This window comes from Nocardiopsis sp. NPDC006938 (assembly GCF_042869555.1).
In the GTDB taxonomy this organism is placed as follows: domain Bacteria; phylum Actinomycetota; class Actinomycetes; order Streptosporangiales; family Streptosporangiaceae; genus Nocardiopsis.
Genome location: NZ_JBIAGA010000005.1, coordinates 48953 through 75015, shown reverse-complemented (window position 1 = coordinate 75015; position 26063 = coordinate 48953). Strand labels below are relative to the sequence as shown.

The window sequence follows — 26063 nt, the reverse complement described above, 5'->3', positions numbered from 1 at the left end:
CGCCGGTCCCCGCCATCGCGCGCCAGGCCGGGACCGGGTCCCGGACGGACGTCCGCACGCCAATCGTACCGCGTACGGAGTTCGCCCGGGCCCGGGTCGTGACCTGCGTGGACGAGGCCCCGTCGGAGGCTCAGCCCCGACCCAGGACGCGGTCGGCCTCGCGGCGCCCCGAGAGCAGGGCGCCGTGCACGGTGGCGGTGTGCTCGGTCTCGGTGGCCTCCCCCGCGAAGAAGAGCCGGTCGCCGACCGGGTCGCCCAGCGCCACCCGGTCGCCGTCCCCGGCTCCGACCGCGGTGAACGAGAACCCTCCCCGCGCGAAGGGGTCGTCCATCCAGTGCGTGAGGTGGTGCTCCACCGGGTCCGGGGCCTTCTTGAACATGCCGCGTAGCGAGGCCATGGCGTGTTCGACGACCTCCCCGTCCTCCATGCCCGCGAGGAAGCGCGCGGCGTTGCCGCCGTTGCGGCTCACCAGGATGGGCTGGCCGAGGACGTTCTGCCCCGCGTACCAGTGGAACCAGGTGCCCTCCTCCGTACCGAGGTGGACCAGTACCTCGGCGTCGCCCCAGAAGACGTCGTCGAAGCGGAGGAACAGCTTCTCCAGTCGGCCGTTGCCCAGCCTCGACAGGGCGGCGCGCTTGTCCTCGGGCAGTTCGGGGGTGAAGCCGACCTGACCCGACTGGAGGACCCCGAGGGGCAGCGTGACCAGGACGCGGTCGGCGGTCAGCGTCTCCTCGCCGTCGGGGGTGTCCACCCGCACCGAGGCGCCCTCGTCGTCGTGGGCGACCTCCAGGACCACGTGTTCCAGACGCACGTCCAGACCCCGTGCGAGGTGGTCGGTGAGCTGGCTCATGCCCTCGGGGAAGACCACGTCGTCGCCGCTGAACTCGTGCCGTGAGGCGACCGCCGTGAAGGCGACCTCCTCGGCGTCCGCCCCGTGATCGGTCTCCGCGATGCGGTGGACGATCTCGGCGGCGTCCCTGGCCCGGGAGCGCACCAGGTTGGCGTCGTAGAGGGCGTGGTTGATGCCCTCCTCCATCGACTCCTCCGGGCTGGCGCCGACCGTCGCCCAGTACATGTGTTCGTGGAGGAGGTTGACGTCCTCCAGGTTGCGGCGGTGCCGGTCGAACAGCAGCCTGCGCCCCTTGGGGTCGTAGGCGGTCTCGGTGGCGCGGTTGAACACGGCGGTGCGGGCGCCCGCCTCCTCGACCAGCCGGGAGAGCGGGTTGTTCTCCTCACCGCGCATCCAGGAGGCCCCCACGTCCAGGGTCGTCCCCTCCCAGTCGCGCACCGAGTGGATGCGTCCGCCGGTGCGGTCGCGGGCCTCGACCACGGTGACCCGCTCACCGTTCTCGGCGAGGCGGTCGGCGGCGGCCAGACCGGCCATTCCGGCGCCCACGACGATGGTGTGGCCGCGTCCGGGCGCCGCCTCGCGTCCGCGCGGCTCGGGTTGGGCACGGGCGGCCTCCCCCTGCCCGTCCTCCGTGCCGGAGATGTCCTCCTCGGTGATCTCCGCGCCCACGTCCTCGCTCATCGCGCTCCCCCTCCGTGTCGGCGGCCGACTAGTGCGACCCTAAGCGCCCGATCTGTCCCGACCAGGGAGGACACACCAGAGGAAGCGGCTGACGCTCTCCCTCGCGGGGACCTCCTGGCCGAGGCCCTGGACGACGGGGTGCGCTCACCGGCGTCCCATCCGCCCCACGCGTCCGGTGATCAGCGAGGGTCAGGACCCGGCCGTGCTGGTCCGGGAGATCGCCGACCGGCCGCGCGCACGCCCCGGCGGGGAGTCGGAGCGGGGCCCCGGGTCAGGGCTCGACGTGGGCGGCGAGGTGGGCCAGTGACGAGGTCAGACCCGTCTCGTGGTCCTCGGGCCGGATGCCCGGGGGCACGTCCGTGGCCTCGACCGTCACCCGGGTGCCCTCGGGGACGGCCTCCATCCGCCAGTTCATGGTCATGGTGCCGTGGAAGGCGGGGTCGTCCGAGGCGAAGTCGACGGACTGGACGACGCGGTCGTCGGGCACGAGTTCCTCGAAGCGAACGTTGGTGACGTCGGTGGACTCGGTGGTCTTGCCGCTCGCGGTGTCGGCGTCGAGGTAGGTGAGCACCATGCTGAACCCGCCGCCGATCCGGGCGTCGAAGTTCTCGATCCGGCCTGCCATGTCCTCCGGCGGCAACCAGGCCTGGAGGGCCGTGCCGTCGGTCAGCGCCGCGTACACCTCGGACGGCGGCGCGGCCACCACCCGTGTCGCCCGGTCGATCCGTCCGTTCTCCCGCTGCTCCGTGCCCACGGGGCCCCTCTCCGACCGTCGTCCGGGCGGTCCGGACGCGCGCCACGACCCTAACCCGGGGCACCGACGAAGTACGGATGGCGGGGCGGCGGTCAGCACTCTTCCCACCCACCGCCGCCCCCACAGTCACGGGCCCGTCCCGTCCCGACCGGCCCGAACGAACGAGCGGTCCCGTCCTGACCGCTCCGGGTACCCGGGTGGCAGGGCCCGGGTCCGCGTCCTCACCGGGGGCCGTGGTTCCACCACCGCCGCCTCAGCGTCCGTCCGCCAAGAAACCTAGTGCGCAAGGCTTTCAGATTTCTTCCGTTCGCCCCGGAGAACGCGGGCCCCTCAGACCAGCCGGTCCTCGCGGGCCACGACCCGTCCCGCGCGGACGACGGCGTGGCGTCGGGGCGTGTCCACCACGACCTGGGCCAGGCACTCGCCGTCCACCAGGAGGAAGTCGGCGGGCGCCCCGATCGTGAAGTCGGCCCGCTCCAGGCCGACCAGGGACGCGCCGTCGTGCGCGGCGGTCAGGAAGGCGTCCTCCAGCTGCTCGTCGAGCCGAGCGCGCAGGGCCCGGGCCAGAAGGTGGGCGCGGTGCAGCATGTCGGCGTCGCCGAACGGGCTCCAGGAGTCGCGGACCCCGTCCGAGCCCACACCGACGCGCACCCCGTGTTCGCGCAGGCGCGCGACCGGCAGCACCCGGGCCGGGTCGGGAGCGACCGTGGTGAGCGCGATCCCGGCCTCCCCGAGGGCGGCGGCCACGGACGCGAAGTCCTCGGCCGCCGGGGTGACGCCGAAGGCGTGGCTGACGGTGACGTTTCCGCCCATGTCCAGCGCACGGGTGCGCTCGATGATCGCCCGCATGGTGCGCGATCCCACGGCGCCGCTGTCGTGCAGGTGGAGGTCGACTCCCACCCGGTACCGGTCGGCGAGGCCGAACACGAGGTCGAGCTGGCCGTCGAGGTCGGCGTCGAAGCCCTCGGGGTCGATGCCGCCGACCAGGTCGGCCGCGCCGGTGCGCAGCGCCTCCTCCAGCAGGGAGTCCGTGCCGGGGGCGCGCCGGACCCCGTGCTGGGGGAAGGCGACGATCCGCACGTCCAGGGCGTGCGCCAGGCGCCGGGCCGCCTCTCGGACGCCGTGCAGGCCGTCCAGGCCGTAGGCGGGGGCGATGTCGGCGTGGGCCCGCATCGCACGGGTGCCCCGGGTGACGGCGTGGCCCATGAGGCGTTCGGCCCGGTCGGCCACGGGGCTGGGGCAGCTGCGGAAGAACTCGGCGTCCTGCTCACCCAGCTCGCCGATCCCCCGCGCGGGACGCCGGGACTGCCAGGGTTCGCCCCAGGAGGTCTTGTCCGGGTGGATGTGCGCGTCGACCAGGGTGGGCAGGGCGATCCGGCCGCCGCAGTCGACGACGTCGGCCCGACCGTCGGGCACCCGGTCGGCCACCCGTCCGTCGATGACCACCAGGTCGACGGGGTCGCCTCCCATCGGGCGGACGTCGCGGAAGATCGTGGGGCTCGTCTGCTCGGTCATGACAACCTTCCTCTTAGTGGTATACCGAAAAATAGGGGATGGCGGCCCCCACGCCAACCGCCGAGGCCGGGGCGGCTCCGCCGACGCCGCGCGCGGCCCGGGAACGCCCGGAGGCCGGACGCACCGGTTCCACGGGCGCCGACCGACCGGTACGGGTGCTAGCGTCCGGGACACCACGACTTCGTCCCCTTCGGAGCCCCATGTCACCCACGAGAACTCCCCCCGACACGGTGGAGGTGCGCCTGCCCGCGTCCGCGGAGGCCCTCCCCGCGAACGCACCCCGCAGCATTGGTCGCTACCGCGTCCTCAAACGCCTGGGCGCGGGCGGGATGGGGGTCGTCTACGCGGCGTCCACCCCCGAGGGTCAGGCCGTGGCGGTCAAGACCGTGCACGCCGAGTACGCGGAGAACGCCGACTTCCGCGCGCGGTTCGCCCGTGAGGTGGCCCTGCTCCGCCGGGTCGGCGGCGCCTGCGTGGTGCCCCTGCTGGACGCCGACACGGCCGCCGACCGCCCCTGGCTGGTCACCCCGCTCATCGAGGGGCCCACCCTGGGCGCCCACGTGCGCGAACACGGACCCCTCGCCCCCGAGCTGTGGGGCGGACTGGCCGCCGGCGTGGCGGAGGCGCTGTTGAGCGTGCACTCCCAGGGGGTGGTGCACCGCGACCTCAAACCGGCCAACGTCATCCTCTCCCCGTCGGGCCCCCGGGTCCTGGACTTCGGCATCGCCCGCGCCGTCGACGAGACCGCCCTGACCCGTACGGGGTCGGTCATCGGTTCGGCCGGATGGATCAGCCCTCAGCACTACCGGGGCGAGGCCGCGACCTTCGCCGACGACGTGTTCGCCTGGGGCGCCCTGGTGGCCTACGCGGCGACGGGACGGTCCCCCTTCGGGGGAGGCGCGCCGGACGCCGTCTCCTACCGTGTCCTGCACGAGGCCCCCGACCTGACCGGCCTGACCGGGCCGCTCGCACCCCTGGTCGAACGCGCGTTGGACAAGTCGGCCGAGCGGCGCCCGAGCGCGGCCGAACTCGTCCGGGAGACCGGCGGCGGGCCGGGAGCGGACTCCGCCGAGGCCGCGGCGAGGGCGGTCACCGAACTGCTCCGCCACAGCTGGTCCGGGGTTCCCGAGGCGCCCACGCGACAGCACCGGGTACGGGTCGGTACCCGCCCCGCTCCCTCCCGGGGAACCCGGGGGCGCGCCCTGGCACTGGGCGCCGGAGCCACGGCCCTGCTCCTCGCGGTGGTCGCCGGCGGATGGTGGCTCGGGCGCTCGGCACAGGTCGGCGACGAGCCGGAGGAGGTGCCCTCCGACACCGCGTCCGCGTCACCGTCCGTGGTCACCACCCCGGCCCTGCTCGGGTGGTCCGCCGAACCCGACACTCCGCGCCCGGAGGAGGAGGCGCTCGGCCTCCACCCGTTCCGGTACCTGGACGAGCCGTCCGACCCGGAGTTCGGCATTCACGAACAGGACTTCTCCGGATCGGAACCGCTGTGGGCACGGATACCTGACGACGCCGACCTCTACTGCGTCTCACTCCTGTGCCCTCCGGAGCTGATCGCCGAGCACGGCCGGGGCGAGATCGACAACTCCGGATACGGCCGCACGCCGGTCCAACGCGAGGAGGTGCTCGGCTACTTCGCCGAGAACCGTCCGAGCGCGATCCGCCCCGAGGTGCACGTCGTGGTGGACGTCGACTACACCCTGGGGGAGGACGGGATAGCGCAGATCCACCGCCTGTCCGAACACTTCTTCCCGTGACACGCGCCCGCGCGTACGACGGCGCCCGCACCGGGAACCGGTGCGGGCGCTCAGGCGACCGGGCTCAGACCTTGCGGTACTGGGGGACCCACACGCCGTCCTCGACGGTGTAGTCGCCGAAGAGCGCCGGTGCCTCCTCCTTCAGCGTCTCGCCGACGAGGTTGAACAGCAGACGGATCTCCTCCTCGGCGCCGGGGGCCGTACGGGCCTCCAGGGTGTGCCGCAGGGTGCGCACGTTCGCGGTCCACACGAGGCCGGTCGCCACACCCTCGGGGGCGAAGCGGCGCATGAAGGAGGTCTTGTGCTTCTTCTCCGCGAACTTGACCCCCTCGTCGTCCAGACCGAAGTGCTCGGCCATCCAGAACTGGAAGTCCTCCATCTGCTGGAGCATCGCGGAGGCGCGCTCCATCAGCTCCGGGTCCTCCTCCGCCCACTCGGGGAACCAGAACGGCAGGTCGGTCAGGCGCACGAACCGCAGCGACTCCTGGGAGACCGCCACACCGGGCCGGTGCCGGATGAGCTCGTGGGTGAGGACCCGCGAGACGTTGTGCAGCACGAAACTGAAGCTCACGTGCTCCAGCACCGAACCGTGCAGGCTGGCCAGGATGTTGCCGAGGTAGGCGTCCTGGTCCTTGCGCACGCGGGTGACGTTGGGGTTCAGGCCCGGCTCCCACGACCGGTAGCACAGGCGTCCGGCGAACTCGGCGAGGTTCTGGGGGTCGTTGAGGTGGGCGTCGAGCTCACCCCGGTCGAACCGCTCCAACCACGCCTCGCCGCCGACCTCCTTGAGGTAGTCGGCGATCGCGTCGTAGTCCACCTGCGGACGTGCAACCAGGCGGACCTGGGGCTCGACCTTCTTCACGGCACCCTCTCCTAGCAACTCCCCCGCACCAGGGCACGCGTCAGGGCCGCGACCAGGGGTGTCCGGAGCACGGGAGCGTGTGTGGGGCGGGGCCGATTGACCTCCCCCGAGAGTACACGTCCCGCAGGTCGGCCGTGGTCGGCCGTGCGAGGGACGCCGCCGCCCCGGCAGGACGCGGCGCTAGAGGCCGTAGAAGTAGCCGGGTGCGACGAAGAGGCCGAGGACGATGGCCGCGGCACCCCAGAGGAGCTGACCGCGCAGCACTCCCAGAACACCGGAGACGATGAGGACGATCCCGAGAATTGATAGCAAAATACCCATGCACAACCCCTGTCCGGTCACGATCCGGTCAAACTTCGCCCCGGTGGACTCTTCCCTTCACACGGCGTCGACGCAGGTGGGCGGCGGTCACTGTGACACGGGTCGCGCCGCCGCCCCCACCGGTTCAGCCTCGGGCCAGCTCCAGGACGCGGGCCACGACGCCCTCGCCGACACTCGCCGTGAGGATCGACTCCGGGTGGAACTGCACCGCGTACCAGCGCGCCACGGGGTCCTCGATCGCCATCACCACGGGCTCACCGCCCGGCTCGTCCAGGACCGCGGTGACCTCGAAGCCCTTCACGAGGTCGGGGGTGCTGTGCGTGGAGTGGTAGCGGGCGGCGGGGAAGGCGCCGTCCTCGCCCATACCGGCGAGCAGCCGCCCTCCGGTCACCCGGACCCGGCCCGGCTTGCCGTGCACCGGCTCGTCCAGGGAGCGCAGTTCCCCGCCGGCGTGCTCGACCATGCCCTGGAGTCCCAGGCACACCCCGAACACCGGCAGGTCCCGGGCGGCCAGGGCGTCCAGCAGGTCCGCCATGGCGAAGTCCTCCGGCAGCCCGGGCCCGGGCGAGAGCACCACCAGGTCCGGGGCCAGTCGGTCCAGGAGTTCGGGAGCGAACCCGTACCGGACCGTGGTGACCTCGGCTCCGTGTCGGCGCACGTAGTCGGCGAGGGTGTTGACGAAGGAGTCCTCGTGGTCCACGAGCAGGACCCTCATACCCGCTCCGGGCCGGGGGCCCCCGGCGTCCTCGGCTTCGGCGGCGGTCCGTGCGGCACCGTCGGCGTCCTCCTCCCCCAGGGCGAGGGTCTCCAGCAGAGCGCGGGCCTTGAGGAAGGTCTCCTTCTCCTCGGCCTCGGGGTCGGAGTCGTAGAGCAGGGTCGCCCCCACCCGTACGGCGGCCACCCCGTCGCGGATGTGGGCCGTGCGCAGGGTGAGGCCGGTGTTCATGGAACCGTCGAAGTTGACCACGCCGACGGCACCGCCGTACCATCGGCGCGGGCTGGTCTCGTGCTGCTCGATGAAGCGCATCGCCCAGGTCTTGGGCGCACCGGTGACGGTCACCGCCCACATGTGGGTGAGGAAGGCGTCCAGGGCGTCGAAGTCGCGGCGCAGGGTGCCCTCGATGTGGTCGACGGTGTGGATCAGACGTGAGTACATCTCGATCTGGCGGCGGCCGATCACGCGGACACTGCCGGGCTCGCACACGCGCGACTTGTCGTTGCGGTCCACGTCCGTGCACATGGTGAGCTCGGACTTCTCCTTCACCGAGGAGAGCAGCTCCTGGATGTTCTCGGCGTCGCCGAGGGCGTCCTCACCGCGCCGGATGGTTCCGGAGATGGGGCAGGTCTCCACCCGCTGCCCGGAGCCCGGCTCCCCCGTGACCCGCACGAACATCTCCGGGGAGGCGCCGACCAGGTACTCGCCCCCGCCCAGGTTGAAGAAGAACTCGTAGGGCGCGGGGTTACGCTCGCGCAGCAGTTCGTAGAAGCGCGCCGGGGAGGAGCAGCGCGCGTAGGTGCGGTGTCCGGGGACCACCTCGAAGAGGTCGCCCCTGCGGAACCGCTTCTTGGCCTCGGCGACCACCTGGGCGTAGGAGCCGGGCCGCGGGCCGGGCGGCACCTCGGCGCGGACCACCGGCGGGGTGGGCTCGGTGGCGCGCGACAACCCCAGGGTGGTGGCCTCGGCGCGCGCCCCGTCGGCGGGGACGGTGAACTCGTAGGTGTGCCGCACGCACGTCTCGCGCTTGCGGTCCCGCACCACGAGGGCGTCGGGAAGGTGCAGGACCAGGTCGCGGTCGGCGGGGTCGCGGTCGATGTGTCGCTCGACCGGCTCGAACTGGAAGGCGAGGTCGTAGCCGAAGGCGCCGTACAGGCCGAGGTTGGGGTCCTCGGGACTGCGCAGGGCCGCCACGACCGCGCGCAGGGCCGTGAACACGCTGGGGCGGCGGCTGCGCTCCTCCTCGGTGAAGAAGGTGCCGGGGTCGGCTTCGGGCACGGTCACGGCGGCGCGGCCCGCCCCCCGCTCCCGGTCGGTCGCGCCGGGCACGGCGTCGAGCGCGTCGGCCAGGACGGGCAGCAGGACCCGGCCCCGGCCGTTGAGGGCCTCGACGGTGACGCGCCTTCCCCTAGTGGAGATCTCCAGGCACGGGTCCACGTAACCCAGGTGCCAGCGGTCGTAGCGGCCCGGGTACTCCATACCCGAGGACAGGACCCCGCCCCGCCGGTACTCCACCGAACTGACGAGTTCGGTGAGGGTTTCGGGGTCACACGGGGTGGTGGTGCGGTGGACGGTCACGCCGCTCGGGGTGCGGTACGTGGTGGTGGGTGCGTCGCTGGGCTTCACTGCCGGTCCTTTGGCGCTCTGCGGTCGGGTGTCCATCGCCGTCCGGGGCCGTTGGATACGACAAACGACCGCCGGTCCGGGGCGGTCGCTGCGGTGTTCGTGGATCGCGAACTGTCGGTGCGCCGCCTAGGAGCGGCGCCACCACTGTCCCTGGCTGGTCGGGCTGGTTCGCATGGGGCCGAGTGTAGCGGGTACCCGACGCCCGGTGGGCCCGGAAACGAAAAAGCCCCGCCCGGATCGGGAGGGGTCGGCGCGAACGCCCGGAACGGAGGCCGGGCAGAGGGATGGCACAGGGGCGGGTTCGTCTGCTAGGCTACGGCGCCCCGCACATCTTTGCCAGATTCCAGAGACTTCCTCTTCGCTAGGATAACCGCAACATGGACTCCTGTCAATCAGAAGTTTCGGCCGCCTCAGCCGAGGAGGCCGCTCTCGCGGTCGAGCAGGCCCGTGTGGACGCCATGTACGCACGCCTGGACGCCCTGCGCGCCCAAACCGGGCGGAGGCTGGCCGACGCCCACCTCCAGGAACGCGCCGGATACGCCGCCATCGTCGAGCGCGAGACCCGTTCCTACGAGCACGCCCGCCGCGGGGCACAACTCGGGGCCGTCGAGGAGGGGCTCTGCTTCGGCCGGATCGACGTCGCCCACGGCCCCGGGGACTCCGAGGCCCGCTACGTGGGACGCATCGGGCTGCGCGACTCCGAGTACGACACCATCCTCGTGGACTGGCGAGCCCCCGCCGCCCGCCCCTTCTACGCCGCCACGCCCAGCGACCCGGAGGGGGTCACGCGCCGCCGCCACCTGCGGGTTCGGGGGCGGCGGGTCATCGGCCTCGACGACGAGGTCTTCGACGTCGACGGCCTCACCGAGGGCGACCGCCGCCAGCTGGTGGGGGAGGCGGCCCTGCTCGCCTCCCTCCGGCGCGGCCGCACAGGGCGCATGGCCGACATCGTCTCCACCATCCAGGCCGAACAGGACCGGGTCATCCGGGCCCGGCTGTCGGGCGTCCTGGTCGTCCAGGGCGGTCCGGGCACCGGCAAGACGGTCGCCGCCCTGCACCGCGCCGCCTACCTCCTGTACACGCACCGGCGCGTTCTGGAGCGGCGGGGCGTGCTGGTGGTCGGCCCCAACCCGGCGTTCCTGCGCTACGTCGGCGACGTGCTCCCCTCTCTCGGGGAGACCGACGTGGTGATGCGCACGGTCGGCGGGCTCTTCCCCGGTGTGGAGGCGTCGGCCCGCGACCGGCACGCGGTCGCGGCGGTGAAGGGCGGCCTGCGGATGGTCGACCTGGTGCGCGCGGCCCTGGCGGACCGCCAGCGGTCGCCCCTCAGGGCGTTCGGCGAGGCCGACCTGCGTGTGGAGGCCGACACGGGAACCCTGACAGTGCCCGCGCACGTGTGCGAGCGCGTGCTGGAGACCACCCGCGGCCTGCGGCTGCCGCACAACACCGCCCGCAAGTACGCGGTGAACACCCTGCTCGGGGAATTGGCCCGGGCCGAGTCCCTGCGTCTGGGCCGCCCGGTGACGGAGGAGGACCTGCCGCACGCGGGGGCACGGCTCTGGGAGGAGGAACCCGTCCGGCGGGCGCTGGACGCGCTGTGGCCCGACCTCACCCCCGAGGAGCTGCTCGGCGATCTGTACGCGGACCCCGTCGCCCTGGACCGGGCGGGCGCCCGGGCCGGGGTCGGTGACGCCGGGTCCCTGGCCCGTCCGGCCGACGCCCCCTGGACCGTCGAGGACGTGCCGTTGCTCGACGAGGCGGCAGAGCTGCTCGGCCGGGACGACAGCCGTGAGCGGGCCCGCCAACGGCGCCGGGACACCGCGCGGGAGGCCGAGGTCCGTTACGCGCAGGGGGTCCTGGACCTCACCGGGCTCACCGAGGACCCGCGCGAGGGCCTGGACGCGGCCCTGCTGGCCGAACGCCACCGCGACACGGGACCGGACCGGAGCACGGCCGACCGGGCCGCGCGGGACCGCGACTGGGCGTACGGGCACGTGATCGTCGACGAGGCCCAGGAACTGTCCCCGATGGCCTGGCGCACGGTGATGCGCCGCGTACCGACCCGGTCCCTGACCGTGGTCGGCGACATCGCCCAGACGGGGAGCGCGGCCGGAGCCCGCTCCTGGGAGGAGGCCCTGGAACCGTACGCACCCGGCAAGCTGCACGTGGAGCGCCTGACGGTCAACTACCGGACCCCTGCGCCGATCATGGCCGTCGCCGCGGACGTGCTGCGTGAGGCCGCGCCCGACCAGGAGGTGCCCGAGTCCGTCCGGGAGGACGGGGACGCCCCACGGGCGGTGCGGATCAGCGGCCCCGGCGACCTGCCCGCCCTGGTCGCCGAGGAGCGCCGGGTGATCGGCTCGGGCCGGATCGCGGTCGTCACCTCAGACGCCTCGCTCACCGAGGTGGCTCGGTGCCTTCCGGGCGCGACCCGCGCGGACGCCGGGGCCCGCGACACCCCGGGGGACGCCGTGGTGGTGCTGACGGCGACCGAGTCCAAGGGCCTGGAGTTCGACGCCGTGGTCGTCGTGCGTCCCGAGGAGCTGCTGGCCGGTCCTCGCGGCGCCAACGACCTGTACGTGGCGGTGACCCGCGCGACCCGGCGCCTGACGGTCGCGCACGAGGCCGCCCTGCCGGACCCGTTGGGGCGCCTCGGGTGAGCGCACCGGTTCCGGGCCCGGGCACCACGCGGGAGCGGTCGTCGCGCGCCGGTCATGGCGCCGCTCAGGTGTCCCCGACCGCCCCGCACCCGTCCATCTCCCGTGTGGTCTCCAGGTCGTAGGCGTCCTCGATCACGCCCCCGGGACGGTCACCCTTGGGCATCTCGTCGTCGTAGCTGGGGGTGAAGGTGTACTCCTCCACGCAGTGCACGGGCGCCACCGCGCGGTACCACATCGGCGCGGCCTCCAGCTCCTCCACGCCGGTGTCGTAATAGCCGACCTCTCCCAGGTGACTGGTGACCAGGCGGGTGGAGGCGGGGCGCCCCGGACGAGCGACGGGGTGCACGATGGTGTATTCGGTGACCACCGACAGGTAGTCCCAGCCCTGCTCGTCGCGGGCGGCCTCCGCGCGCATCCAGCCGTCGACCCGCACCTGGTCACCGATGGGTTCGGCGGTGCCCGGAGTGAGGTTGAAGGGTACGTGGCGGCTGTTGAGTTCGAAGTCCTCGTTCGTGAGGTTGTCCATGTACCACTCCAGGCTCTGGCCGGTGAGCAGTCCCATGAGTTCGCTGTTGTCCTCTCCGAAGACGGCGTCCTGGTTGAGGTAGACCGCCTCCAGGAGCCGCTGGGTGTGGGCGTAGGCGTACTCGACCTGTTCGCTGGTGTAGGGCCCCACCGCCTCGGCGTCGGGGACGGGAAACCCCTCGCCGTAGTCCTCGGCGGGGCTGCCCGCGAAGGGGTCGTCGCGGTCCACCCGGTCGGGGTCGAGCGGGACGAGGGCGTCCACCCCCGGGGCGGCGCGGTCCAGGAACTCCTGGGCCGGGGCGCAGCCGACGAGGGGGAGGGTGAGGAGGAGCGCGGCCCAGGGGGCGGCGGTGGTACGTGGGGGCATGACGCAGACTTTCGTTCTCATGTGGCATTTGAGAATTTAGTCCGTTTTCTACTTTTTGCTGGCCCGGCAACGCCACACTTGCGTCACGATCCGTCCGAGCACCGGCGCCGGCGCCTCCTCCGCGTCCCCGGACCGCAGTCGGGGGCGGAGCGGGCGCACGGACGGGTGCGGGCGGAGCCCCCGTACGGCTACAAAGAACGCATGGACCGCGCCGCCGCACTCCGCCTCCCCCCGCCCCCACTACCGATCCGCCTCACCGGGGTGCACGTACGCAGCGTGCGGCAGACCTCCTGCGGCGGACACGTCGCCCTGGTCTGGTTCGACGCGGGCCCCGCCCACGGACATGCCGACGTCGAGTTCGTCGACGCCTCCTCCAGTGTCGACGAGTACGGCGAGCGCCCGCCCGAGGAGTTCGCGCGCGCCTTCCTCAAAGGGCTGCGCTCGGCCCTGGAGGACGCGGGAGGGGGCCGCCCTCCCCACTCGACACGGGTGGTACTGCGCGCGCTCCGGTGGAGTGTGGTCGACTCCCACCCGCGCGGCTTCGAGATCGCGGGCCGACGCGCCGCGACGGAGATCACCAAGCGTGTCCGGAACCGGCCCGAACCACCACCCGGCGAGCGGAGTCTGACCCCTCGTAACGATCCCCCGAACGAGAAGGACCCCCGTGCGGCACAGGAACATCCTGGTCCCCCTGCTCCCCCTCGCGCTCCTGGTGCCCGTGGCAGCGTGCGACCAACAGATCAACATCACCGCCAGTGAACGCCTGGAGTCCCTTCTGCCCTCCGCGTCCGACTACCCGGACGGGTACGAGGTGGAGGCCGTCGACATGGCGGAACTGGACGGTACCAGCGTCTCCACCACCCAGTTCGACTCGATCCAGCCCGCCGAGTGCGCGGAGGTGATGAACGAGGGACCGGCCGACCTCCCCGCGGGCGCGGCCGCCGAGGGCGCGGGCCAGGTGGCGGTGGACTCCACCGTCCCCTCCGTCTACACCTACGTCCTGGTCAGCGGCGACGACGAGGAGTTCGACTTCGACCCGTCCGCGTACGAGGAGATGATCCGCACCTGCTCGACCATGACGGTGGTCAGCGAGGGGATCGAGATGGAGGCCACCCTGCGCTCCGACGACTCCCCCGAACTGCCCGACCCCGGCGGCAAGTTCGTCATGGAGCTGTCCGCCGAGGGCCTGGACATGGCGATGTGGACGGCCTGGGGGCAGGTCGAGGACGTTCACTTCGTCCTGATCCGCATGGACATGGACACAGGCGTGAGCCCCGACCGGTCACTCCTGTCCAGCGAGTGCGAGGGCGACTTCCGCGCGATCCGGGAGTGTCAGGAGCGGGTGACCGAGGAGCTCGCTCAGGAGGCCATGGACGAGGCCGACACCGAGTTCGACGCGTTCCTGGACATCGCCCTGCGGGATCTGGAAGGGGGTCTGTAGCGGTCCGGAGTCGGCGGACGGCACGCGGGCGGCCCCGGAGTACCGTTGCACCGCCGTGTCACCTGGTGCCCGCGCGGATTTCACGCAGGGGGGCTGGCAGGGCGCACCGGGAACCGGCAGGGTGAGGGGGTCCGACCTGTCACATCCTCCCCCAGGAGACACGTTGCCCGCCTCCCCCACCCCCAGCCCCTCCCCCCGCCCGCGTGCGCGGGAGACCGCGCTCGGCGCCCTGTCCGCCGTCGCCGCCGCCGTCCTGGTCGCCGTCCTCGGGTGGGCCGCCCCGGCCCAGGCCCACCACGTCCTGCCGCCCGGCATCCCCTCCACCTCCGCCGCGCAGTCCCAGCTCGACGGACTGACGGTGCGCGCCAAGAACAACGGCGCGGGTTACGACCGCAGCCTCTTCCCGCACTGGGTGGTGATCAGCAGCCCCTGCGACGCGCGCGAGACCGTGCTGCGCCGCGACGGCCACACCGTGCACGTCGACGGCAGCTGCCAGCCCACGTCCGGGCGCTGGTCCAGCGAGTACGACGGCGTGTGGACGGACCAACCGTCCTCGTTCGACATCGACCACATGGTGCCGCTCTACGACGCCTGGAGGTCGGGCGCCCACACCTGGTCCGCTGCCCAGCGCCGCTCCTTCGCCAACGACGTCTCCTCACCCCAGCTGTGGGCGGTCTCCGCCAGCAGCAACCGCTCCAAGGGCGACCGCGACCCCTCCGCGTGGATGCCGCCGCGCACCGCGATCCACTGTGACTACGTCAAGGCGTGGGTGAACGTGAAGCACCGCTACAACCTGTCCGTGACCAGCGCCGAGAAGGCCTCCATCCAGGGCACCATCAACGCTCGCTGCTGACCCGCCAGGCGAACGGGCCGTGCGCGCCGATGCCCGCACGGCCCGTCCCGTGTCCGATCCGGGGGTTCACCGGCCGGACCCGGTCACCAACCGGCTCCACCGCCCAGCTCGCGCAGGGACGGGCGCACGGCGTCCAGGACCGTGGGGAACCACACCGAGAACGCGGCCGCCTCCCGCAGGCGCTCCAGCCCGGTGGCGTCGACGAAGCAGGTCTCGGCCACCTCCTCCGGGTCGGGACGGGTCTCGCCCCGCACCACCCCGACGAACAGGTGGTTGTACTCGCGTTCCACGAGCCCGGACACCGGGTCGGTGTGGTGGTAGGTGACCGTCCCGGCCGCGCGCATCAGCACCGGGGCCACCCCCAGTTCCTCCCCCGTGCGGCGCGACGCCGCGACGAAGGGGAGCTCCCCGGGTTCGGGGTGCCCGCAGCAGGTGTTGGACCACAGACCGGGCGAGTGGTACTTGGACAGGGCGCGGCGCTGGAGCATGAGCCGTCCGCCGTCGTCCAGCAGGAAGACCGAGAAGGCCCGGTGCAGCCTCCCCGGGGCCTGGTGGGCGGACAGCTTCTCGGCGGTACCCGTCGTCGTCCCGTCCTCGTCGACCAGTTCGAGCATGATCGGGCGGTTCGCGTCCCGCACGGTGCCGTTCGCGGTGCCGGGGGCCCCGGCGTGGGTGTCGGTGGTCATGGCGCCCTTCGTGTTCGACGGTGGTGCGGCGTGCCGCCGCGTGGTGACGGCCCGGGCCGGGGCCCCCGAGGGAGGGGCGCCCCGTGCGCCGGGCCGTGGGGGGTGGGATCAGACCTTGTCCGCGGCGATGAGCAGGTAGTGGAAGCTGCCCTCCTTGTACGCGGTCAGGAAGGGGTCCTCGACACCGGTCGCGATCTGCGACTGCGCCCGCAGCTCCCAGTACGGGATGGTCGCCTCGGTGAGGTCGACGACGTTGATCGGAACCAGGTTGTTGGCGGCCATCGCCCGGAAGTACGCGCTCCGGGGGTGGATGTTGCAGGTGTAGTGCTCGTCGATCCGACTGACCGCCTTGGAACGGCCGCCCGTCACGTCGTTGTAGCAACCCGTGATGGTGACGTAGCGGCCACCGTACTCCAGGAGCCGGGAGTGCTCGCTGAACAGCTCGAACAGGTCCACGTACATGGTGGACTCGTTGTTCCAGGCCGCCCGCATCGAACCCGTCTCGAAACCGGTGTCGAGCATGTTGCGGAAGTGGAAACGCACCTTGTCGTCCACACCGCGCTCACGGGCCTGGTTGTTGGCGAACTCCACCTGCTGCTCGGAGATGCTCACGCCGTCCACGTGGCAGCCGAACCGGGCGTTGGCCATGAAGCTGGTGCCGCCCCGGCCCGAACCGGTGTCCTGGATGCGGTCGTCGGGGGTGATGTCGCCGAGGTGGTCCAGGAGCACGTCCGCCTGCGCGGTCTCCAGCCGGTGCATCTCCTCGATGATCCGCTGCTCACGCGTCTCCTCGGGGCCCTCCAGCACGGAGGGGTCGTACTCACCGAGCCCGTAGTGGTGGTGGAAGAGACCGTCGACCTCACCCAGGCGGATGTTGACCGGGTCCTTCTCCGCGTTCCAGTAGTCCGCGACGGACTTCTGGTAGGCGGTGCGCAGCACCTGGTTCCGCACCGGGTTGTGAGAGGGCATGGTCGTGGTCATCGCGTGTTGCTCCTTGTCATGGTGGTGTTCGTGTCCTCGGGCGCGCCCCTGCGGGCGGCCCGGACCGGAGCGGGGCCGTGGGGCCCCGCTCGGAGGGGTGTCGATGCGGGTCAGCGCGCGGCGGCGCCGTGGTACCGGGCGGTCCGGGCGTGCCACTCCCGGCTGCCGCCGAGCCAGGCCCACACTCCGGCGAGGAAACGGCGCAGCTCGGGTGAGCCGGACAGGGCCAGCGCGGCGGCCTCGGCCTCGTAGGTGTGCATGATCTCGTCGTGGAGGAGGACGGTGCGCTCGATCGCCTCGCGCTCCGAACAGTTCTCCTCGGTGGCGATCAGCCTCGGCACGCTGAAGTCCGAGGGGTCCTCCTTGCCCATCGAGTAGAGGTCGTTGACGATCACGCTCGCCGACCCCGCGAGGGTGAAGACCCTGCGCACCCGGGGGTCGGAGAACTCCCCGTAGGGGAGCTCGTATCCCGCGACCGCGTCGATGAGCACCATGCAGGGCACGAAGCTGTTCTCGTGCCGGTGCATGAGGAACTCCCACACCGGGGGGCGCTGGCCGGTCGCCGCCCAGACCCCCTCCTGGTTGTAGGCCACGAACATGATCCCCAGCTCGTGCCGGAGACGGCGCACCTGCGCGGCGGAGGCGTGCTTGGACAGGTTGTCCAGCGCGGAACGCAGCGCCACCATGACCGGGTCGGCCTGGACGACCTCCTCCAGCTGGGGGGCGTACCTCAGCGGCAGGTGTGCCTGGTCGATCACCGAGTGGGCGATCGCCAGCCGCTGGCCGAGCAGTTCCGGCCGGGCCTCCTCCACCTCACCGTCCATGTAGTGGTCGTCCACCGACCACTCCGACAGCGCGCACTTGGCCGCGGCCAGCAGCCGTTCGGGGTCGTCCGACTCCGGGTGGGCGAGCATGATGAGGCGGCCGAAGTCGCAGGCCCGCACACGGTCGAGCTGACCGGGGTAGACCCCGACCTCCTCGGCCCACTCGACCAGCCGGTCGTTGACCTCCTCCCCGAGCGCCGGGTCGTCACGGACCGCGGGCGGGCAGTACAGCACTGGAACGGATGAGGCCCCCTCGCCCTTGGGGAGTCCGGGACCGGCCGGCGCGGCGGGAACCGGGGACGGGATCGGCTCCGGACGCGGCGCCGACGCGGGCGGGCGTTCGGGCAGCAGGACACGGGCGGCCGACGTGCCCAGGCCCGTGGGCCCGCCGGGGAGGGCGAGCCCGCCCACCGAACGGGGCGGAGCCGCCGGGGCGAGCAGGTCGGGGCTCCCCGGTCGTTGCGGGTCGCGCAGCAGCGACCGCACCAGTTCCGCCGTCGCGTGTCCGGCGCTGGTCGAGGACATCCGGGACAGCAGTGACACTCAGTCCTCCTTCCCTGTCGGGGCCGGTCGCTCAGGCACGGGGGCGGACCTCGACGTTTTCCAGGACACCCAGGGCGTCCGGGACCAGTACGGCCGCGGAGTAGTAGGTGCTCACCAGGTAGGAGATGAGCGCCTTGTCGTCGATGCCCATGAACCGGGCGTTGAGGCCGGGCTCGACCTCGTCGGGCAGACCGGTCTGGTGCAGGCCGATGACGCCCTCGTTGTCCTCGCCGGTACGCACGGCGATGATCGAGGAGGTCTGGTGGTCGGAGATCGGGATCTTGCCGCAGGGCAGGATCGGCACTCCCCGCCACGCGGGCAGGTGGTGGCCGCCGACCTCCACGGTGCCGATGTTGAGGCCCAGCTTGTTGCACTCCTTGCCGAAGGCCGCGATGGCCCGGGGGTGGGCGAACATGAACTGGGTGTTGCGCCGCATGCTCACCAGGTCGTCGAGGTCGTCCGGGGTGGGCGGGCCCGAGTGGGTCTGGATGCGCTGCCGGAAGTCCGCGTTGTGCAGCAGACCGAACTCGCGGTTGTTGACCAGTTCGAACTCCTGCCGCTCGCGCAGGGCCTCGATGGTCAGCCGCAGCTGCTGCTCGGTCTGGTTCATCGGCTTGTTGTAGAGGTCGGCGACCCGTGTGTGGACGCGCAGCACGGTCTGGGCCACGCTCAGCTCGTACTCACGGGGCTTGAGCTCGTAGTCGACGAAGGTGCCCGGGAGTTCGATCTCGCCGGAGTGCCCGGAGGAGAGCGCGATCTCGGCCTCGCCGTACTTGTTCTGGCCGCGTCCGGGGACCGACAGGAACGCCTGGACCTGGGCCTGGAGGCTGGGCGAGTCGTCCAGGAGGGCGATGAACTCGCGGCGCGGCAGCTCCAGCAGGGTGCCCGCCGTGGCCGCCTTGACGGTGTAGTCCCAGACGGGGTCGGTGTCCAGCAGGTAGCGCTCACCGACGTTGTCGCCGTCGGCCAGGACCCCGAGGCGGTTGGTCTCCCCGTAGGCGCCGTCGCTGGTCTGGTGCACGCGGCCGTGCGCCAGCAGGAACAGCCGGTCGGCGGGAGTGCCCTCCTGCGCGAGGACTTCCCCCGGCGCGAACTCGCGCTGCGTGAAGCGCCCGGCCAGCGCCTCCAGGACCTCGATGTCGTCGTAGCCGCGCAGTACGGCCAGCTCCCCGAGCTCGCGCGGGATCACGCGGACCTGGGAGCCGGTCTGCTCGAAGTCGATCCGGCCGTCGCCGATGGTGTAGCTCAGACGGCGGTTCACGCGGTAGGCGCCGCCGTCGGTCTGCACCCAGGGGAGCGTCTTGAGCAGCCAGCGCGAGCTCTTGCCCTGCATCTGCGGCGCGGACTTGGTGGTGGTGGCCAGGTTCCGCGCGGCCGCGGTCGCCAGGCTCTGCTGTTCGCTGGTCCGAACCTCGGGGGCTGAGTCGATCGACATCGGAGGTGTCTCTCCTCATGGTGGTCGCGTGTACCCGTGCGGCGGTGGGGCCACCGTGCACGGACTGAGAGGGCGAAAGGGACGCGAAACCGCCGGGACGTGCGCGAATACGAGCACTCCCGTACCGTCCCCCACAAACCGCGGCCCACCTTACGAGGAACACCACCGCGAAATCTCAGGAATCTCATTTTCAGTCACCAGAAGCCCCATCCGGGAAACACCGATACGCACATCGGACCTACAGCCCAAAGCGTCCGCGGCGAACGCGCCACCACCGTGATGATCAGCAAAGACATCAGCCCGACCGCACACCGACCCGGAATCGGACCAGCGTGGAATCATCCCCTACAAACCCCTCATAACCGTCCTGTCCCGCCGTGCGACACACGCGTCCATGGCCACCGAACTCCTCGCTTTTCGGTCAGGTGGAGAAACACGCCAAAGTCGCAAAACGGCCATTCTCCCGCCGGTGTCCTGCCCGTCACCCTTCGGGCCCCTCCTCCCGCAGCCGTTCCTGCTCGACGAGCGCGTCGAGGTCCGGCAGGCGACGCATCGTCGCGAGGGGCCGCGCCATCCGGTGGTTGGCGGCCAGGGCGTCCTCGTTGCGCCTCATCCACGCCCAGTACCCCGCTGTGAACGGACAGGCCCGCGGACCCACCCGCACGCGCGGGTCGAACGGACAGTCGCCGCAGTGGTCACTCATGCGGTGGATGTAGGCGCCACCCGAGGTGTAGGGCTTGGTGGCCACCCGACCACCGTCCGCGTACTGGCTCATCCCGGTCACGTTGGTCGTCATCACCCAGGGGAACCCGTCGACGAACGAGGTCGCGAACCACGAGCTCAACGCGTCGGGCCGGTAACCCCTCTGTAGGGCGTGACTACCGAGGACCATCAACCGCTCGATGTGGTGGGCGTACCCCCGGTCGCGCACTCCCGCCACGGTCGTCCTCAGGCACCGGGCCTCGATCCGCTCCGGGTCGAGCGCGCGCCACCACCCGGGCAGCTCCTCGCGCGCACCGAAGTGGTTGGACCGCGTGTACTCCGGCCCCAGGTGCCAGTACAGGTGCCAGGTCCACTCCCGCCAGCCCAGCACCTGCCGGACGAAACCCTCGACCGACGCGAGCGGGGCCCGGCCCTCCCGGTACCGGCGCTCGGCGGCCTCGACCACCCGGAGCGGGTCCAGCAGCCCCAGGTTGAGCGGCACCGACAGGAGCGAGTGCGACATGCTCCAGTCGTCCTCCAACATGGCGTCCTGGTGCGTGCCGAACGTCGGCAGCCGCTCGTCGAGGAACCGGCGCAGCGCCCGCCCCGCCTCGGCGCGGCCCACCGCGAACAGACGTGGGCCGTCCCTGCCCACCACCTCGCTTCCGGCCTCCCCGCACAACGCGTCCAGGTCCCGCCGAACCCCCGCGTCGACCGCGTCCTCCCGAGGACGGTAGGGGGCGGGCACTCCGAGCGAGTCCGCCCCACGGGGCGGCCCCTCGCGGTTGCGCGTGTCGAAGTTCCACCGTCCCCCGACCGGCCCGCCGTCGGGTTCCAGCAGGACGTCGAACCTGCGGCGCTGGTCCCGGTAGAAGTCCTCCATCCGCAGGCCCGACCGGCCCTCCACCCACGCGGCGAACGCCGCCCTGGAGAGCGCGAAACCCGGAGTGTCCAGCACCTCGCCGACCAAGCCCGCTTCGCGCAGGCGCTCGACCAGCGACGCCGCCGCGTGCGAACCCGGTTCGTGCACGTCGACCACACGGCCGAACCGGCGCAGCCCCTCCCGGTAGGTCGGCGCCCGTACGTAGGTGACCCGCTCCCCCAGGTCCTCCGCCAATCGCCGCATGGCCGCCAGGACCAGGTGCAGCTTCTGCCGGTGGTAGGGGCGGCGGCGCAGGGCCAGCTCGGACTCGATCAACAGGATCGGGCGGCCCCGGTTGCGCGGGGTCCCGTGGAAGTGCCCGCCGAGCTGGTCACCGAACAACCACAACGGCCTGCCGTCACCCATGGGACCCACCTCCGGCGTCGAGGCCCGCAACCCACCCTGACCTGGGGGGGTCGTCCCCGCGCACCCGACCATGACCCATCAGGCCGGGGCGGGCAAGCCCTGACCCACGCGTGTCCGCGGCGATACCGACGACGGCCCGACCGGAACCGTGGGAACAGAGCGGGCTCCGCGCGCACCGGCGGGGTCGGGACGGGTGGCGCCGGGGCGGTCCTCCGCGGGTCCGGCTCGCTCAACCCACGATGAGCTCCTCGGCCACCCAGGCCGCTACCAGCACCGATCCGGCGCCCAGGAAAAAACGGACGTAGGGGCAACACCATGGCCGAAGACCAGAGTGCGGCTCGGCGGGTCGGTGTTCATCGGAGGAGTCTTGCAGGACGGGCCGTCTCCGCTGGGAGCACTGCCGACTCGACCGGCGCAGAGGACTCAGGAATACCGTCCTAGGGACTCCGCGGACGCCCCTTCATACCGAAGGCCGACTCCCCAGAGCCGTCACGATCGGCGGGAGCGCGCACGTTATCGCGATCTTCACCGGTGCACACACCTATGAGCACGATGACCTGAACCCCCGAGCGACCCACCCGCGCACCTTCACCGGCGACGACGGGGCAGTCTACGGTGTGCTCGCCGCTGTGGCGGTCTCAGTTCACGCGGAGCCACTACGAGACCGCAGCGGACTCATTCTGTGTGACCGCCCACGACTACCTCTCACAGCGTCCCTGCTTCCAGGGGCCCGCGGCGCAGCCCGTGATGCCTGAAAAGTCCTCAGAACGGCGTCCCGCGTGCACGATTCGTGCGTGACGGACACGCCCCCCAGGGATTCACTAAGAGAGTCACGAAGAGCTCCGCATTCCCTACCTCACCTTCCTACATGGAACACGGTTCTATCCGAAAGGTGATACCGCGATACCTCCCGTCGCTGGTAATTCTTGGCCAGCAGCCAAGCGAATCACGGCCACCGCTTGCCCGACGCAACTCCCCGAATGGAAAGCCCGACGGGCTCGCGCCGAGCCACCAGGTAAATCACCTCCCAAGGGAGAGCACTTGCCCGCTATTCCCCCCAAGCCGCACACCAAACACAACCACGCCTGTGAGAAGGCCAAGCAGGCCGACTGCAAGTGCCCCTGCCGCGGTGCCGGGCATCAGAACGACCTACTCGAGCGTGCCTCGACGTGCTCGAACCACACCGCCTATGCGGACCTCCAGGCCGACTTGAGGAGCATCTTCGGTGGCTTCCACCGGAGTGCAAGGGACGTCACGACCCACTCGCGCGGCGCGCGCAGGGTTCCGAGCCCGAACGAGATACCGCATCTGCGGCTCACCGTGGGTAGGGGCGCGACTTGGCTGGAGACCCTCCTGGTCGACGAGGCCCTGCACGCGGCCCTTCTTCTCCTCGCGCGAAGGAGCCTCCGACTCGACGACGCGGAACGCCAGGCGCAGGGTCTGTACATCGCATGGGTCACACAGAGCGCGATCGACGTCGTCCGATCGCCTTGGCCCTCCACCAGTTCAGTGGACGCGCACGTCTGGTGCGGCATCGTCTCCGAATACCTGGCGTCATTGAGCTCCCCGGAATGCGCAGCGCCGCACCCCGACAACTTCGCCGACATCCGGTATCCACGCAAGAGCAAGGGGCGGACCCCCGTTTCACTGGAGGGCGTCCAGAAACGAGGACTGCGGCACCTCGCCGACACCTTCGAGGCGCACGAACTCCTTTCGCGTGTCCGAAAAATCGAACTCCTACGACTCGTCGGAGCGGCTACCTGCCCCGACCTGTGGAGCCATTCCGCGGCCGTCCGCTTCTGTCTCGACCCCTTCGTTCGAACGGAGTCCTGGCCACCGGAGAGCACGACGAGAGTCGCCGTGAGGCCCAACTTCGATCAGCTTCGCGACCGGTGGAGCCGCAAGAAGAACTGGTGAGCCGCCGCGTCGCCTCGACCACGCCTACTGCGTGACTCGGTTCTCACCACCTCGACTCATCCGCGTGGGTCCGGCCCGGAGGAGAACCGGACCCACGCACATTCTCTGATCCGGCCTGGGTTTGTGGGCGGCCTTCGAGCGCACCCGGCCTATCCGGCGTGCTCCTCCCATGGGAGGGCGTTGACTCATGCCGGGCAGGCCGCCTTCCCCTGGACGGTGAGAGGCGGTCTCAGTTCGCCTCTGGCATGGCGGGATCTGACTCCAGAGGACACGATTACCTGACTTGGGGCTCTCTCGTCGTGCTGTGGCGGGTGATCGGTAATCCTTCCTGGGGAGGGCTGCGCCATACCCGAACAAGGGAAACCACGAGTGGTGTCTCATTGACGGGCCCGACCTGCCGAGTGGTACCAGCATCCTGCCCCGGCTGTCCGAACCACGCGAGCTGACCAGCGCATCAGCTGCGCTACGCACCGGAGATCAATGCTCCGCTAGCGCTCCCCTACCCCCTCCACATGGCCAAACTGGCAGTGGAATACGTGTTGCCAACAGCCGAGAACTACATGCGTGTCGAGTGCCAAGTGACTCGCAGGCTACGTCTGCACAAAACGGGTGGGAGCCCTCAGCAGGGCTACGGCACCTTCGACGTCGGCCAGCCTCGCGGACAGGGTGCGTTCGGCGAGATGCTTCGGAAGCGCAGCGTTGAACTTGAGGCCGTCCAGTGCCCGGGCGGAGACCCCGGGGAGCACCACCCGTTCCCGGGCCGCCTGTTTGGCGGCGGCCCAGGAACGCGGGTCCAACTCAGGGTTGAGGCGCAGGCACGCGTCCGTGGGCTGCTGTTGGGGATCGGCGGCAGGACCGAGGGTGGCTGCCAGGGTCAGGTTGGCCCGCGCCCCAGCCCAGGTCCACCAACGTAGGTCGCCGTTGGAGGCACGGACGATGACCGTTCCCCCGGGGTGGACCATGTCCATATGGTCCTCGCGGGCCTCCGCCAGAGCCTTGACCGCGCGCTGGGTGAGCCGCACCTTGGGGTCGGCTCCGAGCAGCACCTCCCGAACGGCTCGGGTCAGGGCGAAGAAGGAGCCCAGGTGACCGCCCGAGTCCCACTTGGCCTTGCCACCCCCGCCTTCGACCGGTTCGACCTGGCAGCGTTGCCGGCGCCAGTCCACCCAGGTGACCATCCAGGTACGACCCGCGAGGAGCAGTCGACGCGGCCCGGCCTCCTTCTCGTCCGCGGCCAACAGCGACGGGTCCACACGGCCGATCTCGGTACGCCCGTGCAGGGCGGTGAACTGGGGCGGCGCGGTGAAGACGCTGGTCAGTTCCATGAAGTGGCGGTGCCCGAAGCGCTTCTCCGCTTCGGGGCCGACCATCATCAGTCCGCCGTCGAGCTCGATGAAGCCCTCGCGAACCAGGTGCCCTGCGATGGGCTCCCCCTGGCAGAACGGTTCCAGGTCGCCCCACCACTCGGGCCACAGCTCTCGTGCCACCTGGGGTTCCTGCAGGCACAGGGCGAGCAGTTGCTGGGCGACGATGTGCCGGGGTTCCGGGGTGGGAACCACCGGTTCGACCCAGTGCTCGCCCCACAGGTGCAGGAGCGCGGCGGCGTCCAACAGGCCGGGCTTGTCCACCGCGAGGAACAGACAGTTGCGGACACTCCCCTGGCGGCGCCCGGTGCGACCGATGCGCTGCAGGAACGAGGCGACGGTCCCTGGCGCGTTGATCTGGATGACCCGGTCGAGGTCGCCCACATCGATGCCTAGCTCCAGGGTGCTGGTCGCAACGATGACGCAGTCGCGGGCCTCGGAGAAGGCCGCCTCGGCGCGGCGGCGTTCGTCCAGGGCAAGGGAGGCGTGTGACAGGAAGGTGGTCACCCCGAACTCGCGCAGGGTATGGCCGAGTTCCTCCACGTACTTGCGGGAGTCGCAGAACACCAGGCGTTTCTCGCCCGCGTGAAGGGAGGCGATGACCCTGGCGGCGTTGCGCAGCGAGCCCACGTAGTCGAGTTCGACCTCCCCGGGTGGCGGCTCTTCGGGAACACGACCGGCCTGGGGCAGGCGTACCCCGGGGGCGACCACCCGGCCGGGTCGCTTGCCCGCCTGCGAGCCCTGCAGCCAGGTCAGGAGTTCGTCGGGGTTCCCGACGGTCGCGGACAGCCCCACCCTCTGGATCGGACGCCCCGCCACCCGGCCGAGGCGTTCCAGGACGGCGAGCAGGTGCCAGCCGCGGTCGTCCCCGGCGAAGGCGTGTACCTCGTCCACGACGATGCCGTGCAGGTTCTTGAAGAACGCCCGGTGGTCGACCTTGGTACTCACGAGCATCGACTCGAGGGACTCGGGGGTGGTGAGCAGAATGTCGGGCCGGTGACGCAGGATGCGCTGTCTCTCTGCCGAGGAGATGTCACCGTGCCACAGCTCGGCGGTACGGCCCATCCACCCGGCGTAGGCCTGGGCCCGGGGCAGCAGGTTGTTGAGCAGCGCCTTGATGGGGCACACGTACAGCAGGGACAGCCCCTCCCCCGTTCGCCCGGCCATGGTCGTGAGTAGGGGGAACAGGGCCGCCTCGGTCTTACCTCCAGCCGTGGGGGCGAGCAGGATCGCGTCGTCCCCGTCGATGAGCGGGCCCAGGGCCTCGCGCTGCAGGGGGCGCAGCCCCGGCCACCCCAGGGTGTTGACGACGTGGTGGGCGAGCGTGGGGTGCAGCAGGTCCAGGGTGCTGGGCTCCGCACCGGCGGGAGCCGAACCACCCACCCTGCTGCCC

The 26063-nt window shown here is 71.4% G+C and carries 19 protein-coding genes and 1 pseudogene; 7 read left to right on the top strand and 13 right to left on the bottom strand.

The features are described 5' to 3' along the window. Positions 1-130: 130 nt before the first annotated feature. The 3 genes from ACFYL4_RS09780 to ACFYL4_RS09770 form a co-directional block, all read right to left on the bottom strand. Entirely contained in the window at positions 131-1531 is a 1401-nt protein-coding gene (locus ACFYL4_RS09780; protein ID WP_357763354.1) for an NAD(P)/FAD-dependent oxidoreductase, read from the bottom strand. 271 nt (positions 1532-1802) lie between these two features. Next, positions 1803-2285, bottom strand: coding sequence for an SRPBCC family protein (locus ACFYL4_RS09775; RefSeq protein ID WP_387517913.1), 483 nt, complete (start codon positions 2283-2285; stop codon positions 1803-1805). A 330-nt stretch (positions 2286-2615) separates the two neighbouring features. Continuing rightward, positions 2616-3800 (bottom strand): amidohydrolase, encoded by a 1185-nt coding sequence (locus tag ACFYL4_RS09770; RefSeq protein WP_357763359.1) that lies wholly within the window; start codon positions 3798-3800, stop codon positions 2616-2618. A gap of 200 nt (positions 3801-4000) precedes the next feature. Here ACFYL4_RS09770 and ACFYL4_RS09765 point away from each other — a divergent pair, with 200 nt between their 5' ends. After that, on the top strand, positions 4001-5560 hold the full coding sequence (locus ACFYL4_RS09765) for a serine/threonine-protein kinase (protein ID WP_387517911.1): 1560 nt from the start codon (positions 4001-4003) through the stop codon (positions 5558-5560). 64 nt (positions 5561-5624) lie between these two features. Here the strand turns inward: ACFYL4_RS09765 and thyX are convergent, their stop codons facing one another. The 3 genes from thyX to ACFYL4_RS09750 form a co-directional block, all read right to left on the bottom strand. Then, on the bottom strand, positions 5625-6422 hold the full coding sequence (gene thyX, locus ACFYL4_RS09760; RefSeq protein WP_357763364.1) for an FAD-dependent thymidylate synthase: 798 nt from the start codon (positions 6420-6422) through the stop codon (positions 5625-5627). A gap of 180 nt (positions 6423-6602) precedes the next feature. Continuing rightward, positions 6603-6743, bottom strand: a complete 141-nt coding sequence (locus tag ACFYL4_RS09755) for a GPGG-motif small membrane protein (protein WP_357763366.1) — start codon at positions 6741-6743, stop codon at positions 6603-6605. 124 nt (positions 6744-6867) lie between these two features. Beyond that, entirely contained in the window at positions 6868-9084 is a 2217-nt protein-coding gene (locus tag ACFYL4_RS09750; protein ID WP_387517908.1) for an anthranilate synthase component I, read from the bottom strand. A 377-nt stretch (positions 9085-9461) separates the two neighbouring features. Here ACFYL4_RS09750 and ACFYL4_RS09745 point away from each other — a divergent pair, with 377 nt between their 5' ends. Further along, positions 9462-11744 (top strand): HelD family protein, encoded by a 2283-nt coding sequence (locus tag ACFYL4_RS09745; RefSeq protein ID WP_387517906.1) that lies wholly within the window; start codon positions 9462-9464, stop codon positions 11742-11744. Positions 11745-11808: 64 nt separating this feature from the next. Here the strand turns inward: ACFYL4_RS09745 and ACFYL4_RS09740 are convergent, their stop codons facing one another. Then, on the bottom strand, positions 11809-12636 hold the full coding sequence (locus ACFYL4_RS09740) for a hypothetical protein (RefSeq protein WP_387517904.1): 828 nt from the start codon (positions 12634-12636) through the stop codon (positions 11809-11811). Between the two features lie 201 nt (positions 12637-12837). On the opposite strand from ACFYL4_RS09740, the gene ACFYL4_RS09735 reads away from it, so the two are divergent. The 3 genes from ACFYL4_RS09735 to ACFYL4_RS09725 all read left to right on the top strand — a co-directional run bounded on the left by ACFYL4_RS09735 (position 12838) and on the right by ACFYL4_RS09725 (position 14930). Beyond that, positions 12838-13395 carry a hypothetical protein gene (locus ACFYL4_RS09735; RefSeq protein WP_387517901.1) on the top strand — a complete coding sequence of 186 codons (558 nt, stop codon included), beginning with the start codon at positions 12838-12840 and terminating at the stop codon, positions 13393-13395. Continuing rightward, positions 13301-14077 (top strand): hypothetical protein, encoded by a 777-nt coding sequence (locus ACFYL4_RS09730; RefSeq protein ID WP_387517899.1) that lies wholly within the window; start codon positions 13301-13303, stop codon positions 14075-14077. The genes ACFYL4_RS09735 and ACFYL4_RS09730 overlap by 95 nt, the downstream gene beginning before the upstream one ends. A 163-nt stretch (positions 14078-14240) precedes the next feature. Then, positions 14241-14930: an HNH endonuclease family protein gene (locus ACFYL4_RS09725; RefSeq protein WP_387517897.1), complete on the top strand. Its 690-nt coding sequence runs from the start codon at positions 14241-14243 to the stop codon at positions 14928-14930. Positions 14931-15013: 83 nt separating this feature from the next. Here the strand turns inward: ACFYL4_RS09725 and idi are convergent, their stop codons facing one another. From idi to ACFYL4_RS09700, 5 genes are all read right to left on the bottom strand, one after another. Further along, entirely contained in the window at positions 15014-15616 is a 603-nt protein-coding gene (gene idi / locus ACFYL4_RS09720; RefSeq protein ID WP_387517895.1) for an isopentenyl-diphosphate Delta-isomerase, read from the bottom strand. Positions 15617-15724: 108 nt separating this feature from the next. Further along, a complete protein-coding gene (locus ACFYL4_RS09715; RefSeq protein ID WP_357763388.1) occupies positions 15725-16597 on the bottom strand; it encodes a geranyl diphosphate 2-C-methyltransferase in 873 nt (290 codons plus the stop codon). Between the two features lie 110 nt (positions 16598-16707). Next, positions 16708-17964 carry a family 2 encapsulin nanocompartment cargo protein terpene cyclase gene (locus ACFYL4_RS09710; protein WP_387517892.1) on the bottom strand — a complete coding sequence of 419 codons (1257 nt, stop codon included), beginning with the start codon at positions 17962-17964 and terminating at the stop codon, positions 16708-16710. A gap of 31 nt (positions 17965-17995) precedes the next feature. Then, on the bottom strand, positions 17996-19399 hold the full coding sequence (locus ACFYL4_RS09705; protein ID WP_357763394.1) for a family 2B encapsulin nanocompartment shell protein: 1404 nt from the start codon (positions 19397-19399) through the stop codon (positions 17996-17998). 481 nt (positions 19400-19880) lie between these two features. Beyond that, entirely contained in the window at positions 19881-21389 is a 1509-nt protein-coding gene (locus ACFYL4_RS09700; protein ID WP_387517890.1) for a cryptochrome/photolyase family protein, read from the bottom strand. A gap of 1041 nt (positions 21390-22430) precedes the next feature. Between ACFYL4_RS09700 and ACFYL4_RS09695 the strand changes: the two genes are divergently transcribed. Continuing rightward, positions 22431-23306: a hypothetical protein gene (locus ACFYL4_RS09695; protein ID WP_387517888.1), complete on the top strand. Its 876-nt coding sequence runs from the start codon at positions 22431-22433 to the stop codon at positions 23304-23306. A 458-nt stretch (positions 23307-23764) separates the two neighbouring features. Beyond that, positions 23765-23839, top strand: a pseudogene (locus ACFYL4_RS09690) (hypothetical protein); the annotation flags it as partial. A 57-nt stretch (positions 23840-23896) separates the two neighbouring features. Here the strand turns inward: ACFYL4_RS09690 and ACFYL4_RS09685 are convergent. Next, complete coding sequence (locus ACFYL4_RS09685; RefSeq protein WP_387518216.1) at positions 23897-26053, bottom strand: DEAD/DEAH box helicase; 2157 nt, start codon at positions 26051-26053, stop codon at positions 23897-23899. Positions 26054-26063: the final 10 nt, after the last annotated feature.